Origin of the sequence: Arthrobacter sp. UNCCL28 (genome assembly GCF_900102805.1) — a bacterium.
In the GTDB taxonomy this organism is placed as follows: Bacteria; Actinomycetota; Actinomycetes; order Actinomycetales; family Micrococcaceae; genus Arthrobacter; species Arthrobacter nicotinovorans_A.
The window spans coordinates 306,321-322,182 of record NZ_FMWE01000002.1 but is presented as its reverse complement, the minus strand read 5'-3'; the positions used below and the strand labels follow the sequence as shown (position 1 = coordinate 322,182).

The window sequence follows — 15,862 nt, the reverse complement described above, 5'->3', positions numbered from 1 at the left end:
GCGCACCATCAACAGTGGGCATTGTCGATGGTGCGCCGGTTTGGTCGCCGTCAACTAGTGGTGGCGACCCGGGACCAGGGCGGGATTGGAGCCCTGGCCGCTTTCTTCATGTGGGGACTGGCCGTGCTCGCCATGCGGGACGGCGTGTTGTCCTGCCATTGAGGCAGCCAGCCCGGGTGTTGCCACTGAGGCAACAACGACGGCGGCTCCGAACGCGGCTGCCAGAAGCCGCCCGGTCCTTGGCTGGCCGTGGGCGCCGCCGTCGTTGGTCTTATGCTGCCGCCTCAGCCAGCCCGCCCCGGCAAGTGCCATGAGCGTCAGGCCGAGGGCGGCAACGTGGCTCACATCAAGCGAGCGGAGGGCACTGACTTCGGCAACCGTGACTGCAAGGTGCGCCGCCGCAGCAACCGAGAGAACAGGAAACGCCCATCGGGCGAAAACCAGGGCGTTGCGGTGCAATCCCCACAGGGACCAACCCAGGAAGGCCAGGCCCGCGGTGAGGGTTGCGACGCCGCTGATCACGGTTCCCGGTGTCGCTGAGGTGTTTCCCGTCAGATATCCGGCGGCAAGTGAAAGCTCGACCATCCCGGCGGCCATCGCTGCGAAGTACACGAACAGGAGGGTGGCTGCGTTCAGTGTGGGGTGGTTTCTGCGTTCCATGGTCCTTGCCGTCCTATCGCTGCTTGATGAGTCTGTTCAGGCGCTGTTCAGGCGGATCAGGCGTGGGCGGAAGCTACTGCGGCCTTGTCCTGGGACAGGGCAACACCGAGCAGGACCACGGCGCTGGCGAGGTGCAGGACGTTGTCCGCGCCGTTGAGGGCGATGATGTTCAGTGAGGAACCCACCAGGAACAGGCCCAGGATGCCTACCAGGAGGTAGACGCCACCGACAGCGGTGTTGACCGACTTGGACAGCGTGACGCTGTTCATGCCGGAGTACAGAAGGGCGGCGCCAATGGCCAGGTGGATGATGTTGTGGAGGGGGTTCACGGCGAAGATGATCAGGTTGGCGCCCTCGGTGGCGAAGAAGCCGATTCCCGAGGTAACAAAGAATCCGAGCACGCCTACCAGGAGGTAGACAGCTCCGAAGATGGTGGCGATCAGGCGATTGGGCGAAGTACGCATGGTCCGGGCCTTCCGATGATGGCCGGTTGTTCCGGCCGTCCTGCTGAGCCCCGGCTGGGGCTCTCAAGCAGGGATTCGGACCATATGCGCAGGTGGATGGGTGGTACTGCGGAAATTTCTTTGCTGCAATTACGGGCGAAGACGGATGCTGCTCATTTTGAGGTCGTTGGTGCCCTCGAAGACGTACTGGAGATTTATGGTCTTGCCGTCGCACTGCAAAGTCCCGGAAAGATCGGCCTTGTTGTTGCCGTTGTTGTTGTTCACGTTCACCGAGTTGTAGTTCGGTTTGCATGAGGCATCCAGGTTCAGGCTGGCAATGCCGTCCATGAACGAATCCTTGTCCAGCTCGTCCTTCAGCGGCTGGCTCAGGTAGTTATCGTAGGCCTGCTCTGTATGGCCGGAGACCACCAGGTTGGTGAATTCGTCAGCCAGCGACCTGGCTTTGGACGTCGCATTGCCCACGAGGTTGACCAGCAGCACAATGCCAACCACGGCCAGGACGATCACACCGCCAACGATGCTAAGGACGATCCATAAAACCTTCCTGCTCTTCTTGGCCGGCGGTTGCCCGAATTGGCCCGGAGGGTACTGCCCGGGCTGGAATTGGCCCTGCGGGTAAGGGTTCTCCGGGTAAGGGTTCTGGCCGGGGGCGTAGGCGTTTTGTCCCTGCGGGTAGGGGTTGTTGGCGTCCTGGCCGGGTGCTCCGGGCTGTGGGGCGCCGTAGGTGGGGCCGCCATACGGCGGGTTTCCGGACCCGGGACCGCCAGGTCCAGCAGGCGTGGACGACGGCGGCTGCTGCCACTGCGGCGCGGCGCCGGGCTGTGCCTGGTAACCGGGGCCCGGCGGAACCGGCGGCGGGTTGTTGCCCGGGTAGTGGGGGTTGGGTTGCCCGGGTTCTTGCGGGTTGCTCACGGTAGTGCCCCTTTCAGCAGCCTTCGGCAGGGCCACCACATGGCCGGGGTCCTCTGGCCGGCCCCCGATACGTCCTCTTGCATCCAATCGCATGCGGGTTCCCCGGGCAAGTACCGCCTCGCAGAAAACCGCAGGTGAGTGGGGCTTTTCAGTCCCCGGAGCGCCGTCCCAGCAACGGTTGGACGCGGTAGGGAATCATCTCCCGCATCGCCAGCGCTGTATCGGTCCTTTCCACACCGTCGCAGCCAAGGATTTTTCCGTTTATCCGGTACAGGTCCTCTGCGTCCAACGCGACAACGCGCAGGAGCAGATCCGCCGAACCCGTCAGGCCAAAGCCTTCGAGGATCTCCGGAATGTCCGCAAGATCCTGCGCCAGCGAGGCGAGCTTTTGCTGTTGTACGTGGACTGTGATGAATGCAGTCAACGGGTAGCCGAGGGCAGCCGGGTTGATCCTGCGCTCAAAGGACAGAAACGCGTGCTTCTTCTCCAACAAGGCCATGCGGGCCTGCACGGTGTTGCGGGAGAGGCCCAGCTTTTGGGCCAAGGCCACAACTGTCCCGCGGGGGTCCTTTGCCATGGCGGAAAGGAGCCGGGTGTCAGTGCCATCCAAGGGTTGCATAATGCGCAAGATTAGCACGGTCCCAAGGGTCCAAACAGGGCAGGATGCTCAATTTCCCGGAGGGTGGTTGTACCCGATGCGCCTTGTGAGTAGGGTCACAATTAACTCCGGCGAAGGTGCCGGAGGGCCGGTCTGCGGCAGGATCACAAGTTCCGCCAGCGCCGACGAAAACGAGCCGGAAGGTTGCGATCACCTGTGTTGACGGATCAGGCGGGCAAGGGAGTGCACCATGACACTCCGGGCCCAGGACATAGTGCACAAAATCCCTTGAGGACTGGTGGCAATCTGCTCCAGTTGGTGTCCCCGGACGGGGAACGGATCAGCCACCCGGAGTTCGATGTTTGGGTCAAGGACGTCGGAGACGAGCAACTGTGCTCCTTGTTTGAGGACATGACAGTTATCCGCCGCATTGACGCCGAGGCGACGGCGCTCCAACGTCAGGGCGAGTTGGCGCTCTGGCCGCCGCTCCTTGGCCAGGAGGCGGCCCAGATCGGCTCGAGCCGTTCACTCCGAGATGACGACTTTGTCTTCCCGAGCTACCGCGAAAGCGGTGTGGCCTACGTCCGGGGTGCGCACCTGTCCGAGATCGCCCGCGTTTGGCGGGGCAATGCCTCCTACGGGTGGGACCCGCAGCGCATCAAGCTTGCCACGCCCCAGATCATCATCGGGTCCCAAAGCCTGCACGCCACGGGATACGCCATGGGAGTTCAACTCGATGGCGCCAACACGGCCGTACTGGCCTACTTCGGTGATGGCGCCACCAGCGAAGGCGACGTGAACGAGGCCATGGTGTTCGCCGCCAGCTACCAAGCCCCCGTGGTGTTCTTTTGCCAGAACAACCATTGGGCCATCTCCGAACCTGTCCGCATACAGTCACACGTGCAACTGGCTGACAGGCCCACTGGATTCGGCATTCCGAGCATCCGGGTGGACGGCAACGACGTCCTTGCTGTCATGGCTGCCACGCGTGTGGCACTTGACCGTGCACGCAACGGCGGGGGACCGACCTTTATTGAGGCTGTCACTTACCGCATGGGCCCGCACACCACAGCCGATGACCCCACCAGGTACCGTGACCCCATTGAACTGGAAGATTGGGCCGCGAAGGATCCCATCCTCCGGCTGCGCAAGCTCCTTGAAACCAAAGGCCTGCTCACCGAGGACGTCGAAGCCCGCGTCAAGGCCAAGGCTGATGCGGTTGCAGCCGAGCTCCGTTCCAGCTGCATCGGGATGCCCGACCCGCAGCCGTTGGAGGTCTTCAATCACGTCTACAGCACGCCCAATTCCTGGATCGAACGCCAGAAGGACCATTACTCGCGCTATCTGAACAGTTTCAGCCAGCCAAGCGGGTTCAACCAGCCAGTCGAGGAAGGTGCGCTCTGATGTCCAAGCTCACGTTTGCCCGTGCCATCAACGCCGGCCTCCGCAAGTCGCTCGAGAACGATCCCAAAGTTGTCCTCATGGGTGAGGACATCGGCTCCCTCGGCGGCGTCTTCCGTGTCACCGATGGCCTCCAGAAAGACTTCGGGAAACACCGGGTCATTGATTCCCCTTTGGCGGAGTCCGGCATCATCGGCACTGCCGTTGGCCTTGCCTACCGGGGCTACCGTCCCGTGTGCGAGATCCAGTTCGATGGATTCATCTACCCTGCCTTCGACCAAATCGTCAGCCAGGTAGCCAAGATGCATTACCGCACCCAGGGGCGGGTCAAGATGCCCATCACCATCCGCGTGCCCTTTGGTGGCGGCATTGGATCCCCGGAGCACCACTCCGAATCACCGGAGGCCTACTTCACCCACACCTCCGGCCTCCGGGTGGTCGCTGTATCCAATCCCCAGGATGCCTACACCATGATCCAGCAGGCCATAGCTTCGGATGATCCTGTCCTCTACTTCGAACCCAAACGGCGCTATCACGACAAAGGCGACGTCGATGAAACCATCGACCTCTCCACGGCCCTTCCGATGGACAAGGCTGCCGTGGTCAGCGCCGGTTCCGATGTGACGCTGGTGGCGTACGGCCCCTTGGTGAAAACCGCCAAGGATGCCGCGATGGCAGCAGCGGATGAGGGCGTCTCCGTGGAGGTTATCGACCTCCGTTCGCTGGCCCCCGTCGACTACCCCGTGGTGGAAGCCTCCGTCCGGAAGACAGGCCGCTTGGTCATTACCCACGAGGCGGGCCAGTCCGGTGGCCTCGGCGCGGAAATAGCCGCGAGCATCACTGAGCGTTGCTTCCATTACCTGGAGTCTGCTCCCGTCCGCATCACAGGCTTCGATGTGCCCTACCCCTACTCCAAGCTCGAGATGCACCACCTGCCGGATCTGGACCGGATCCTCGACGGCGTCGATCGCGCCATGGGCCGCCCCAACTCGCTGAGTGGACTGGAAGGATGAACCTCACCATGATCAAGGAATTCAAGCTGCCGGATCTTGGTGAAGGCCTGACGGAATCGGAAATCCTCAGCTGGAAGGTTGCGGTGGGGGATACCGTCACACTGAACCAGGTCATTGCCGAGGTGGAAACAGCCAAGGCTGTTGTGGAGCTGCCCTCACCCTTCGCCGGAGTGGTGGCCCAACTCCATGAGCAGCCCGGCACGGTGGTGGAAGTCGGCAAGCCGATCGTCTCCTTCGAGGTGGACGACGCCGGGTCCTCCAGCGGGGGAGGCGCGGCCGACGCTGCCGGTGGGTCAGCCGGCGGGGCCTCTGTGAAAGGTGCACCGGCCACTGCCGCTGCCGAAGCTGTGGGGAGTCCGGCAAAACGTGAGCCGAACCTGGTGGGTTACGGCGCCGTCGTCGAACATTCAGGCCGGCCCGCTCGGCGTGCCCGCGGCCAGGTCCAGGAAATCAAGCCGCAATCGCCTGCTGCCCCGGCGATTTCGGGGCCGGCAGCCTCGCCCCAGGCAGAAGCCGCAGTCTCCGAGCGTCCCCGATCCACCCCGCCGGTCCGAAAGCTTGCCCGCGATCTCGGAATCGAACTTGAACGCATCTCCGGTACCGGACCGGGTGGGCTCATCACCCGCGATGACGTCCTGGATTTCTCCGGAGCTTCGTCGGCTGCTGCGCAAGCTCAGGTTCCCCCTGCCGAAGGCGGGCGGGAAACCCGGACACCGATCAAGGGGGTCCGGAAGTTCACGGCCGCGGCCATGGTCCAAAGCGCTTTCACTGCGCCCCACGTGACAGAGTTCCTGACCGTTGACGTCACCGCAACCATGGAGTTGTTGGCCAAGCTCAAGGGCAACAGGTCTTTCGAAGGCTTCAAGTTGACTCCGCTGACCATCGCCGCCAAAGCTGTCCTCGTGGCGTTGCGGAACAACCCCTCGCTGAATTCGCGCTGGGACGAGGCCAGCCAGGAGATCGTCCAGTTCAACTACGTCAACCTGGGCATCGCCGCAGCAACGCCGCGAGGCCTGACGGTACCGAACATCAAGGATGCGGACAGGATGTCGTTGCGGGAGCTTTCCACCGCGCTGACGGAACTGACTGATACCGCCCGTGCGGGCAAGACCTCCCCGGGCGACCTGTCCGGGGGGACCATCTCGATCACCAACATCGGCGTGTTTGGCATCGACGCCGGGACTCCCATCCTGAACCCCGGGGAGGCTGCCATTGTTGCCCTGGGCGCGGTAAGGAAGGCGCCCTGGGTGGTCAATGACGAACTCGCCGTCCGCCAGGTCATGTCCCTCAGCCTGTCCTTCGACCACCGCTTGGTGGACGGTGAACAGGGATCACGGTTCCTTGCGGACCTTGGCGCCATTCTGGCCGACCCCGCGATGGTCATGACCATGATCTAGCGGTACCGAAGCTGCGCCGGCCCATCCCTTTACGAGTGCTTGCAGGAAACTGCAGTTAAGGGATGGGTCGTCGCGCGTCAGTCCTCGGTGGGAGTAGTGCGGTTGGAATGGACTGCCCGCCAGCTGTGCTCGGGTTCGAAGCCCAGGAGCCTGCGGGCTTTGTCGATCGACAACATGGTTTCGTGCTCGCCCAGTTCCTTGAGGATCTCGACGCCGGGGAAGACTTCCGCCGCCAACTCCGCGCTGCTGCGACTCATGACGGTGTCGGCTGCGGCGATGATGAAAGCCTCGAACCCCGGTTCGGCATGTTCCAGGGTCCTGACCACTGCCAGTGCGCCATCCCGGGCGTCGATGTAGCCCCACAGATTCCATTTACGCAGTGTTGCCTCGGAGTCGAAGGACGGGAAGGCATCGTAGTCCTCGGGGTCCATGACGTTGGAGAACCGCAGCGCCGTGATGCTTAGTTCCGGATCCCACCTAGTGAGCTGGATGGCCATCTGCTCCTCAAGATGCTTCACCAGCGAGTAAGTGCTCTCCGGCCGTGCCGCATACTCTTCATCCACGGGAATGTACGGAGGGGCGATGTCGAAGGGGAGTCCAAGCACTGTTTCGCTGGAGGCATACACCACCTTCTTGATGCCCGCCCGCCGTGCAGCCTGGAACACGTTGTAGGTAGAGACCATGTTGTTCTCGAAGATCGCGGCGTCGGGGGCCAGTCCCGGTGCGGGGATGGCGGCCAGGTGAACAATGGCATCCAGGCCGTCGTGTTGATCGTCCAAGCCCAGGACCACATCAAGGACCTGCCCATAATTGCGGAGATCCACTGCGACGTATCCCTTGCCGCGGGTTCCGGTGCGGTCCAAGTTCAGTACCTGGTGGCCATCCTGCGTGAGCCGGCGGACCACGCTCCTGCCCAGTTTTCCGCTTCCGCCGGTGACGGCAATCCTCATGGGTTTCTCCTTTGCATCGATGGTCCATGGGCCCTGCTGCTTCGAATTCGGTCGGTTGCTTCTCTGCGTCGATTCGCCAGGGCTTCGAATTTCAGCCTAGGGGAGCCGCGGCAGAAAACATCCTCCCAAGCTGGCCCTGGCAGTCCTAGGCATGCCGAAGCCACCCACGGGGCCAAAACATCCGGTGAAGGGCGCCATTAGGAAAAATATATAGACCGGTCTATTATTTTTCCATGGCATCAAAAGGAAACCTCACCAAAGCGCGGCTCGCGGAGTCAATGCTCGAACTCATCCAGACCAACGGCTACAGCGGAACGGGGCTTAATGCCGTGATCGAACATGCCGCGGCCCCGAAGGGATCGATCTATTTCCACTTCCCCGACGGGAAGGAGGGACTTGGCGTCGCGGCGGTCGAACTCGCCGCAAAGCAGTTCGAGACGCTGATAGCTGAAGCGGCAGTGTCGGCAGGCAGTGCCGCCGGGGCCGCCCGGGCTGCCATCGAGGCGCTGGCTTCCCTTGTCAGCGGAAGCAACTTCCGGCTGGGTTGCCCGGTCTCTGTAGTGACTTTGGAGATGGGTGCGGAGAACGAGCGGCTGAGGGGGGCTTGCGCGGCTGCCTTCGAATCCTGGATTGCTCCCACGTCCGCGCTCCTGGAGGCCAATGGTATTGACGCCGCCGAAGCCCGGTCCCTGGCAACCGTTGTTGTGTCGATGATCGAAGGGGCGGTGATCCTCTCCCGTGCCATGCAGAGCACCCAGCCCTTGCTTTCGGCCGCAGACGTCGTCGCAGAACTCATTGATCAGCGCTGCAAAGCCACCGGGGGAGCGCGATGACCTCGAATGAAAAGCCCCGCCACGCCTTGGTCTTCGGCGCCTCGGGTATGGTCGGCCGGCACCTTGTCCTTACCCTTGCCGAAGCCGGCGCGCACGTCACGGCAGCAGTGCGAACCGCCGCCTCCGGAGCCCGTGTCCAGCGCTGGGCAAGGGAGCATGGCCTTGCGCAGGGCATCAGCACGGCGATCGTCGACTTCGATGCCGCCGGGATCATCGCCGGTGGCCCAGCGGCATTCGAATTCGTCACCGAGATCCACAACTGCGCCGGATCGTACCGGTTTGGGATGACTGCCGGGGAGGCGCGCCAAGCGAACGTTGGCATCGTCGAGAAGCTGATCGACTTCGCCGCGGAGCTGCCCAATCTTCGGCGCGTGGTCCATGTGTCGGGCTACCGGGTTGGCGGACAGGACCCGGCGACTGTGCCATGGTCCGATGACCATCGCGAGGCGTTATACAAGGAACTTGGCGCGTACGAGGCATCAAAGGTCGAATCCGACGCCATTTTCCAGGCCAGGGCCCTTGAACGCGGAGTGCCCTGGACCCTGGTCAATCCATCCAGCGTGATCGGTGACAGCGTGACCGGTGAGTCCGATCAGCTCATCGGGCTGGCATCCACCATTGAGCAAATCCACAACGGCACCGTTGCCGCATTGCCGGGAAACCAACGGACATTCCTTCCGGTGGTCACTGTCGACTACCTGGCGGCTTTCATGACGGCCGCAGCTGTAGATCCCACCGCTGCCGGCGAGTCATATTGGATTCTCGACGACGCCACCCCACCACTGGCAGACCTGCTCACCCATGTGGGCGAACATCTTGGCGCGAAGGTCCCGCGGGTCAGGATGCCGGTCAGTGTGATCAAGCGGCTCCCGCAGCGGATCACCAAGGCCGATCCCGAGACGCTCACGTTCATGTCAGAGGACCGCTATCGCACCGGATCCGCCATCGAACTGGCAGGCAAGCATGGAATCCGCATGCCGGACGTGCTGGTCGCCTTGGAGCGCTGGGCCGACTACCTGGCTGCGCATCGGTTTGGCACCGTCTCAGGTGCTGGCCGTCGTTTCGTCAACGTTGGTGGCCTGAGGACCTTCGAGCTGGGCGCGGCCAACTCCAGCAGGGTTGTCTTTCCCGGCTTGCCGGTCAATGCAGACACATGGGCCGACGTCGCATCCGGGATCGGCGCACGCGTTCTCGACCTGCCCGGACTCGGCCTCAGCGGTGGATCGGGCATTCAGGACTGGGAGCAGTGGCTGCCCGCTGTCCTGGGTGGCGAACCCGCCGACCTCATCGGCCACTCCATCGGAGCGGCTGCGGCAGTGGTGGCTGCTGATCGGTTCCCCGGGCAGGTCAAGTCCCTCACGCTGATCGCACCATTCTTCCTCCAGCCCCGAATGGGCGCATTGGCCAGGGTGCAACCTCTCGCGCGCACCTACTTCCGGCGCACCGGCTCCACCCGACTCTCGCATCAGCTGACAGGATCGGGAGGGTACGCCACGGCCCTTGAGTCCAGCGTCAGCGACCTCAAACGAAGCCGCGGCAGGAGGGTGGCTGAGCACCTCGCCCTTGCCGGGTCCAAGCATTGGCGCGCCGAACTCCAGGACGCGCTGTGGCGATTCAGCGGCAGTGTCCGCATCATCACGGGAAGCGATGACCCCATCGCCCCGGAGATGGTTGAGCGCCTTGAATCACTTCCGCAGGTCCAGCTGATCCGGGTACCGGGTGCAGGGCACCATCCGCAACTGACCCATGGCGGGGATCTCATCGCCCTCCTCCAGGGTGCACCCACGTTTGGGGTCCACTCGCATCAGGGGTTCCATCGCACCGCCAAGGCGGCCGGTCCGGCTGCGTCATGAGGTGGCTCAGCGGTTCACTCGGCGGTTGGACGAGCTGGTGATTACGCCGGCACGAGGGCAGCCAGGGCCATCTGTTCGAGGATGGGCCTGGCTGACTTCACGGCAATTTTCCTGCCGTGGTGGCGCACCGAGTGGGGCGTGGAGTTGATAAGGCCGAAGGCTGCATGAGCCCGGACCCGAAGGCCGGGGACATCGGCGTCGGTGTGGAGGCGGGCAAGGACGTCTACCCACGTTTCGACGTAACTGCGCTGGAGCGACCTGACTTCGGCCTGGTCGGTGTCACTGAGGCTTCCGAAGTCCCGGTCCTGAACGCGGATGACGTCAGGGTTGCTGAGCGCGAAGTCGACCTGGAATTGGATCAATCCCTTCAGCGCGGACAGGGGGTCCTCCGCTTCGGATACCACCTTTGACCCGCCGTCCAACAAGTCCCGGCTGACGCTGAGCAGCAGCTCTCCGAGGACCGCCTGCTTGCCTGGAAAGTGCCGGTAGACGGCGGGTCCGCTGACTCCCGCTGCTGCGCCAAGATCTTCAAGGGACACGCGGGTAAAACCGTTCTCCGCAAAGAGTCCGGCGGCCGCGGACAACAGGGCCAGTCGCCGGAGCTCCTTGGCCTGCCCCCGCTGCGTTGCAGCGGCACGGGTGCCGTTGTTGCTTGCTTCCGGACCTCCGGTCACTTTTCCTCCTAGGTGCCAGTGCCGGACCCAACCCCTGCTGGTTCGGCTGTGCTGGACATCACAGTTAATAAAGACTAACCTAAATTTCAGTTACGTGGCACTAACCGAAATGGCCTGCGGCCGGGAATGGAACAGGGGTCGATGGAGACAATTTCCAAGCTGGCGGGAACGGCCGGTGGCACCTTTGAAGCCAATCAAGCGGCACAACGTGCCTTGGTGGCAGAACTCAAGGAACGCTTGGCGACCACGGCCCTCGGCGGCCCGGCCGCCTCACGTGAGCGGCACATCGCCCGCGGCAAACTGCTGCCGCGTGAACGCATCGACTATCTGCTCGATGACGGCAGCCCATTCCTGGAGATCGCACCCTTGGCTGCGAATGGAATGTACAACGACGATTCACCAGGTGCCGGGGTGATCGCGGGTATCGGGCTGGTTCATGGCAGGCATGTCCTGGTGATCTCCAATGACGCCACCGTCAAGGGCGGCACCTACTATCCCATGACGGTGAAAAAGCATCTCCGGGCCCAGGAGATCGCCTTGGAAAACAAGCTGCCCTGCATCTACCTCGTAGATTCCGGTGGAGCATTCCTTCCCAAGCAGGACGAGGTTTTCCCGGACAAAGAGCACTTTGGCCGGATCTTCTACAACCAGGCCAAAATGTCAGCGGCCAAAATCCCGCAGATCGCCTCTGTCATGGGATCGTGCACGGCAGGTGGCGCCTACGTACCTGCCATGAGCGATGAGACCATCATCGTTCGGAACCAGGGCACCATCTTCCTCGGCGGACCTCCCCTGGTGAAAGCGGCCATTGGCGAGATCGTCACCGCGGAGGAACTGGGCGGCGGGGACGTCCATTCAAGGATTTCCGGGGTTACCGACCACTTGGCCGAGAACGACCAACACGCTCTGGAGATCGTTCGGGACATTGTTGCAACCTTGCCGAAGCCGGCGCAGCCGGCCTGGGACGTGTCCGACGTCGTCCTGCCGCCCGTCGTCGATCCTTCAGGAATCTACGGGGTGGTTCCCGTGGACGTGAACGCACAGTACGACGTCCGCGAAGTCATTGCCAGGCTCGTGGATGGCTCGGAGTTCCATGAGTTCAAGAAGAACTACGGCACCACCCTGGTCACCGGATTCGCGCACCTGCACGGCCATCCGGTGGGGATCGTTGCCAACAACGGGGTCCTCTTCAGCGAGTCTTCCTTGAAGGGAGCCCACTTCATCGAGCTCTGCGACCAGCGTGGCATTCCCCTGGTCTTCCTGCAGAACCTCTCCGGCTTCATGGTCGGCAAAGACTACGAACAGGGCGGCATCGCCAAGAACGGGGCCAAGATGGTCACCGCGGTGGCAACAGCCCGGGTACCCAAACTGACAGTGGTCATCGGCGGTTCCTTCGGCGCGGGCAACTACTCCATGTGCGGACGCGCGTATTCGCCGCGGTTCCTCTGGATGTGGCCGGCCGCAAGGATCTCCGTAATGGGCGGAAACCAGGCCTCCAGTGTCCTCGCAACCGTCAAACGGGATCAGTACGAGGCGGCCGGCCAGGAATGGTCTGCCGAGGATGAGGAAGCCTTCAAAGCGCCCATCAAGCAACAGTACGAGGACCAAGGAAGTCCGTATTACTCCACCGCCCGGTTGTGGGACGACGGCATCATCGATCCCGCTGACACCCGGCGGATTCTGGGAATGGCCTTGGATGTCCTCTCCCGCCAGCAACTGCCCGAGACCGCCTTCGGCCTCTTCAGGATGTGACCATGACCCTGCCAACAACAACTACAGCCCCCGCGCCATCGGGCCCGGAAGTCGAACCCCGCAGTTTCAGCGCCGTCCTCGTTGCCAACCGAGGTGAGATCGCGTGTCGTGTCATCCGCACCCTGAAGGCGATGGGCATTCGATCCGTCGCTGTGTACTCGGACGCCGACAAAGACGCCAAGCACGTCGCCTTGGCCGACACCGCCGTGGCAATCGGTGGGACCGCACCTGCGGAAAGCTACCTGAGAATCGATGCCATCATCGAGGCGTGCCGTCGAAGCGGCGCCGAAGCGGTCCACCCCGGTTACGGCTTCCTGTCAGAGAATGTGGAGTTCGCCAAAGCGCTGGAGTCCGCGGGCATCGCGTTCATCGGGCCGGGAATTGGTGCAATCGACGTCATGGGCGACAAAATCCGGTCCAAGAACCACGTCATGGCCTACGGCGTGCCGTGCGTTCCGGGAATAGCCCAGCCCGGCCTGACCGACCAGGAACTGATCGAGGCGGCAGCGGAGGTGGGTTTCCCCCTGCTGATTAAGCCCTCCGCCGGTGGTGGCGGCAAAGGCATGCATGTGGTGGAACGGCCCGAAGACATGGCCTCAACCCTCGTGACGGCCAGGCGCGTGGCGGCATCCGCGTTCGGGGATGACACTCTTTTCCTGGAGCGGCTCATCAGCACGCCCCGGCACATCGAAGTACAAATCCTGGCCGACAACCACGGCAACGTCATCCACCTCGGCGAGCGCGAGTGCTCCCTCCAGCGACGCCACCAGAAAGTGATCGAAGAAGCCCCGTCCGCCCTGTTCGAATCGCTGCCGAACGGCGCGGAGCAGCGGGCCCGCATCGGTGAGGCAGCCTGCAACGCGGCGAGGTCCGTCAACTACAGCGGCGCCGGAACCGTCGAGTTCCTGGTCTCGGACCAACACCCTGACGAGTTCTTCTTCATGGAGATGAACACCCGGCTCCAGGTGGAGCATCCGGTTACTGAAATGGTCACCGGCATCGACCTCGTGGAATGGCAGGTGAGGATCGCCGCAGGTGAGGTGCTCACCGTGGCGCAGTCCGACGTCGTACTTCATGGCCACGCCGTGGAGGCACGCGTTTACGCGGAAGTGCCCGAGCGGAACTTCATGCCGTCGATGGGCCGGATCGTGGCGCTCGCAGAGCAGGGCGCCGGGGATCCGTCCGTGTCAGGGCAGCAAAGGGTGCACGCGGATGTGCGGATTGATTCGGCCATGCGGGAGAACCTGGAGATCACGGGGGACTACGATCCCATGCTTGCCAAGGTCATCGCCTGGGGCGGGGAACGGGAAGCGGCCCTGGATACCCTGGACGCTGCCCTTGGCCGGTACACCTTGCTGGGTGTTGATACGAATGTTGAATACCTGCGGCTGCTGATCAATGATCCCCAGGTCCGCGCCGGGCAACTGGATACGGGTTTGATCGAGCGCCGTCTTCCGTTCATGGAGTTCCGGCACGCAGGTCCCGTAGAGCTGATCGCCGCCGCTCTCACCTTGTGGTTGGAACGGACCGGAGCGACGCTGGCGGGCGACGCGTGGGCAACTCCGGATTCGTGGCGTCTTGGTGCCCGGGCCGCATGGACGGTGACGTTCGGGGTGCCCGGCGGTACCGTCTCCACTGTCTCCATCACTGAAGGGGACGGAACCCTCACGGCAAGGATCGACGGCGGGGCCCCCGTGAGTGTAAAGGTGTCGGACCGAACTGACAATGCGATTGCGTTGGAGTTCGACGACGGTCCAGTCACCTTCGCGGTGGGGACCGTTGGAAGTAATCCCCGCGAAATCCACGTCGGCAGTAACGGTTGGTCGTGCAGGCTCGAGGTCCTGGACCGGGCAGAACGCCTGCGCCGGATGCTTGCAGGCATCCAGCGCGAAGAAGGGGCCGCGGATCCGGAAGTACGCTCGCCAATGCCCGGAACGGTGGTGTCCGTGTCGGTGGCAGACGGCCAGAGAGTTGAGGAAGGCCAGGCGCTCCTTGCCGTGGAAGCGATGAAGATGGAACACCAGTTGGTGGCCTCGGTCGCGGGAACCGTTCACCTCACCAGCAAACCCGGCGACCTGGTCAAGGCCGACCAGGTGCTCGCCACCATCCACGCAGCCGACGCCACTGGAGATCACGAGGCCGCCGGCAGGAACCCGGGCAACACCACAGACAAGGAAGACCAGGCATGAGCACGTTTGAACTCAATGAGGAATACCAGGACCTGAGCGACTCCGTCCGCGAGTTCGCCGACGAGGTTGTTGCGCCCGTTTCGGCCAAGCACGACGAAGAGCACAGTTTCCCCTACGAGGTTGTGAAGCAGATGGGGGAGATGGGCTTGTTCGGCCTGCCCTTCCCCGAGGAGTTCGGCGGGATGGGCGGCGACTACTTTGCCCTTGCCCTGGCACTGGAGCAACTGGGCCGGGTTGACCAGTCGGTGGCGATCACGCTTGAAGCCGGAGTTTCACTTGGTGCCATGCCCGTGTACCGTTTCGGGACGGACGCCCAGAGGGAGGAATGGCTGCCGCAGCTGGCGTCGGGACGTTCCCTGGCCGGGTTTGGCCTGACCGAACGGGAAGCGGGCTCCGATGCCGGCGGGACAAAGACCAACGCGCACCTGGACAACGGTGACTGGGTGATCAACGGCAACAAGGAGTTCATCACCAACTCCGGCACGGACATCACCTCGCTGGTGACGGTGACCGCAGTGACGGGACACAAGGAGAACCCTGACGGCAGCACCAAGAAGGAAATCTCCACCATCCTGGTGCCGACGGACACGCCCGGTTTCAGGGCGGAGAAGCCGTACAACAAGGTGGGCTGGAACGCCTCCGACACGCACCCGCTCACCTTGGACAACGTCCGCGTTCCCGAGGCGAACCTTTTGGGCGAGCGCGGCCGTGGCTATGCCAACTTCCTCTCCATCCTTGACGAGGGCCGTATTGCCATAGCTGCGCTGGCCACCGGTGCAGCCCAGGGTTGCGTGGATCTGTCCGTGAAGTACGCCAAGGAACGCAGCGCGTTCGGGCAGAACATCGGGAAGTACCAGGCCATCCAGTTCAAGATCGCCAGGATGCAGGCCAGGGCCCACACTGCCCGTCTTGCCTACTACGACGCCGCCTCCCGGATGCTGGCAGGCAAGCCGTTCAAGACAGAAGCCGCCATCGCTAAGATGGTCGCAGGCGAGGCAGCCATGGACAACGCACGGGACGCCACCCAGGTGTTCGGCGGCTATGGCTTCATCAACGAATTCACGGTGGCACGCCATTACCGCGACTCCAAGATCCTTGAAATCGGGGAAGGCACCACAGAGGTCCAGTTGATGCTGATCGCCCGCGAGCTGGGTCTGTAACCGTAC

14 protein-coding genes are annotated in these 15,862 nt (G+C 63.2%); 8 read left to right on the top strand and 6 right to left on the bottom strand.

Annotation, left to right across the window (positions count from 1 at the left end; translation table 11 throughout):
• Positions 1–54: 54 nt before the first annotated feature.
• From BLQ01_RS06150 to BLQ01_RS06135, 4 genes are all read right to left on the bottom strand, one after another.
• On the bottom strand, positions 55–660 hold the full coding sequence (locus BLQ01_RS06150; RefSeq protein WP_026541502.1) for a hypothetical protein: 606 nt from the start codon (positions 658–660) through the stop codon (positions 55–57).
• 56 nt (positions 661–716) lie between these two features.
• A complete protein-coding gene (locus tag BLQ01_RS06145; protein WP_026541503.1) occupies positions 717–1,124 on the bottom strand; it encodes a DUF4383 domain-containing protein in 408 nt (135 codons plus the stop codon).
• Between the two features lie 129 nt (positions 1,125–1,253).
• Positions 1,254–2,036 carry a hypothetical protein gene (locus tag BLQ01_RS22300; RefSeq protein ID WP_254779254.1) on the bottom strand — a complete coding sequence of 261 codons (783 nt, stop codon included), beginning with the start codon at positions 2,034–2,036 and terminating at the stop codon, positions 1,254–1,256.
• A 148-nt stretch (positions 2,037–2,184) separates the two neighbouring features.
• Positions 2,185–2,655 carry an Lrp/AsnC family transcriptional regulator gene (locus tag BLQ01_RS06135; protein ID WP_026541505.1) on the bottom strand — a complete coding sequence of 157 codons (471 nt, stop codon included), beginning with the start codon at positions 2,653–2,655 and terminating at the stop codon, positions 2,185–2,187.
• Positions 2,656–2,850: 195 nt separating this feature from the next.
• Here BLQ01_RS06135 and pdhA point away from each other — a divergent pair, with 195 nt between their 5' ends.
• From pdhA to BLQ01_RS06120, 3 genes are read left to right on the top strand one after another with little or no spacing between them, the layout of a single operon-like run.
• A complete protein-coding gene (gene pdhA / locus BLQ01_RS06130) occupies positions 2,851–4,038 on the top strand; it encodes a pyruvate dehydrogenase (acetyl-transferring) E1 component subunit alpha (protein ID WP_026541506.1) in 1,188 nt (395 codons plus the stop codon).
• Entirely contained in the window at positions 4,038–5,048 is a 1,011-nt protein-coding gene (locus tag BLQ01_RS06125; protein WP_091550631.1) for an alpha-ketoacid dehydrogenase subunit beta, read from the top strand. Before pdhA ends, BLQ01_RS06125 begins: the two co-directional genes overlap by 1 nt.
• On the top strand, positions 5,045–6,445 hold the full coding sequence (locus BLQ01_RS06120; RefSeq protein WP_091550629.1) for a dihydrolipoamide acetyltransferase family protein: 1,401 nt from the start codon (positions 5,045–5,047) through the stop codon (positions 6,443–6,445). The genes BLQ01_RS06125 and BLQ01_RS06120 overlap by 4 nt, the downstream gene beginning before the upstream one ends.
• A 77-nt stretch (positions 6,446–6,522) precedes the next feature.
• Here the strand turns inward: BLQ01_RS06120 and BLQ01_RS06115 are convergent, their stop codons facing one another.
• Complete coding sequence (locus tag BLQ01_RS06115; protein WP_026547294.1) at positions 6,523–7,395, bottom strand: NAD-dependent epimerase/dehydratase family protein; 873 nt, start codon at positions 7,393–7,395, stop codon at positions 6,523–6,525.
• A 233-nt stretch (positions 7,396–7,628) separates the two neighbouring features.
• Between BLQ01_RS06115 and BLQ01_RS06110 the strand changes: the two genes are divergently transcribed.
• Both BLQ01_RS06110 and BLQ01_RS06105 read left to right on the top strand, forming a co-directional pair.
• Positions 7,629–8,228 carry a TetR/AcrR family transcriptional regulator gene (locus tag BLQ01_RS06110; protein ID WP_091550628.1) on the top strand — a complete coding sequence of 200 codons (600 nt, stop codon included), beginning with the start codon at positions 7,629–7,631 and terminating at the stop codon, positions 8,226–8,228.
• On the top strand, positions 8,225–10,081 hold the full coding sequence (locus tag BLQ01_RS06105; protein ID WP_091550626.1) for an alpha/beta fold hydrolase: 1,857 nt from the start codon (positions 8,225–8,227) through the stop codon (positions 10,079–10,081). Before BLQ01_RS06110 ends, BLQ01_RS06105 begins: the two co-directional genes overlap by 4 nt.
• Before the next feature lie 41 nt (positions 10,082–10,122).
• Here BLQ01_RS06105 and BLQ01_RS06100 read toward each other — a convergent pair whose 3' ends face one another.
• Positions 10,123–10,755: an SACE_7040 family transcriptional regulator gene (locus BLQ01_RS06100; RefSeq protein WP_026541511.1), complete on the bottom strand. Its 633-nt coding sequence runs from the start codon at positions 10,753–10,755 to the stop codon at positions 10,123–10,125.
• Between the two features lie 141 nt (positions 10,756–10,896).
• Between BLQ01_RS06100 and BLQ01_RS06095 the strand changes: the two genes are divergently transcribed.
• From BLQ01_RS06095 to BLQ01_RS06085, 3 genes are read left to right on the top strand one after another with little or no spacing between them, the layout of a single operon-like run.
• Positions 10,897–12,507, top strand: a complete 1,611-nt coding sequence (locus tag BLQ01_RS06095) for a carboxyl transferase domain-containing protein (protein WP_091550625.1) — start codon at positions 10,897–10,899, stop codon at positions 12,505–12,507.
• Between the two features lie 2 nt (positions 12,508–12,509).
• The gene (locus tag BLQ01_RS06090; RefSeq protein ID WP_091550623.1) at positions 12,510–14,696 is read left to right on the top strand and encodes an ATP-binding protein; all 2,187 of its coding nucleotides are present in this window, start codon (positions 12,510–12,512) and stop codon (positions 14,694–14,696) included.
• A complete protein-coding gene (locus tag BLQ01_RS06085) occupies positions 14,693–15,856 on the top strand; it encodes an acyl-CoA dehydrogenase family protein (protein ID WP_091550622.1) in 1,164 nt (387 codons plus the stop codon). Before BLQ01_RS06090 ends, BLQ01_RS06085 begins: the two co-directional genes overlap by 4 nt.
• The last annotated feature ends 6 nt before the right edge of the window (positions 15,857–15,862 follow it).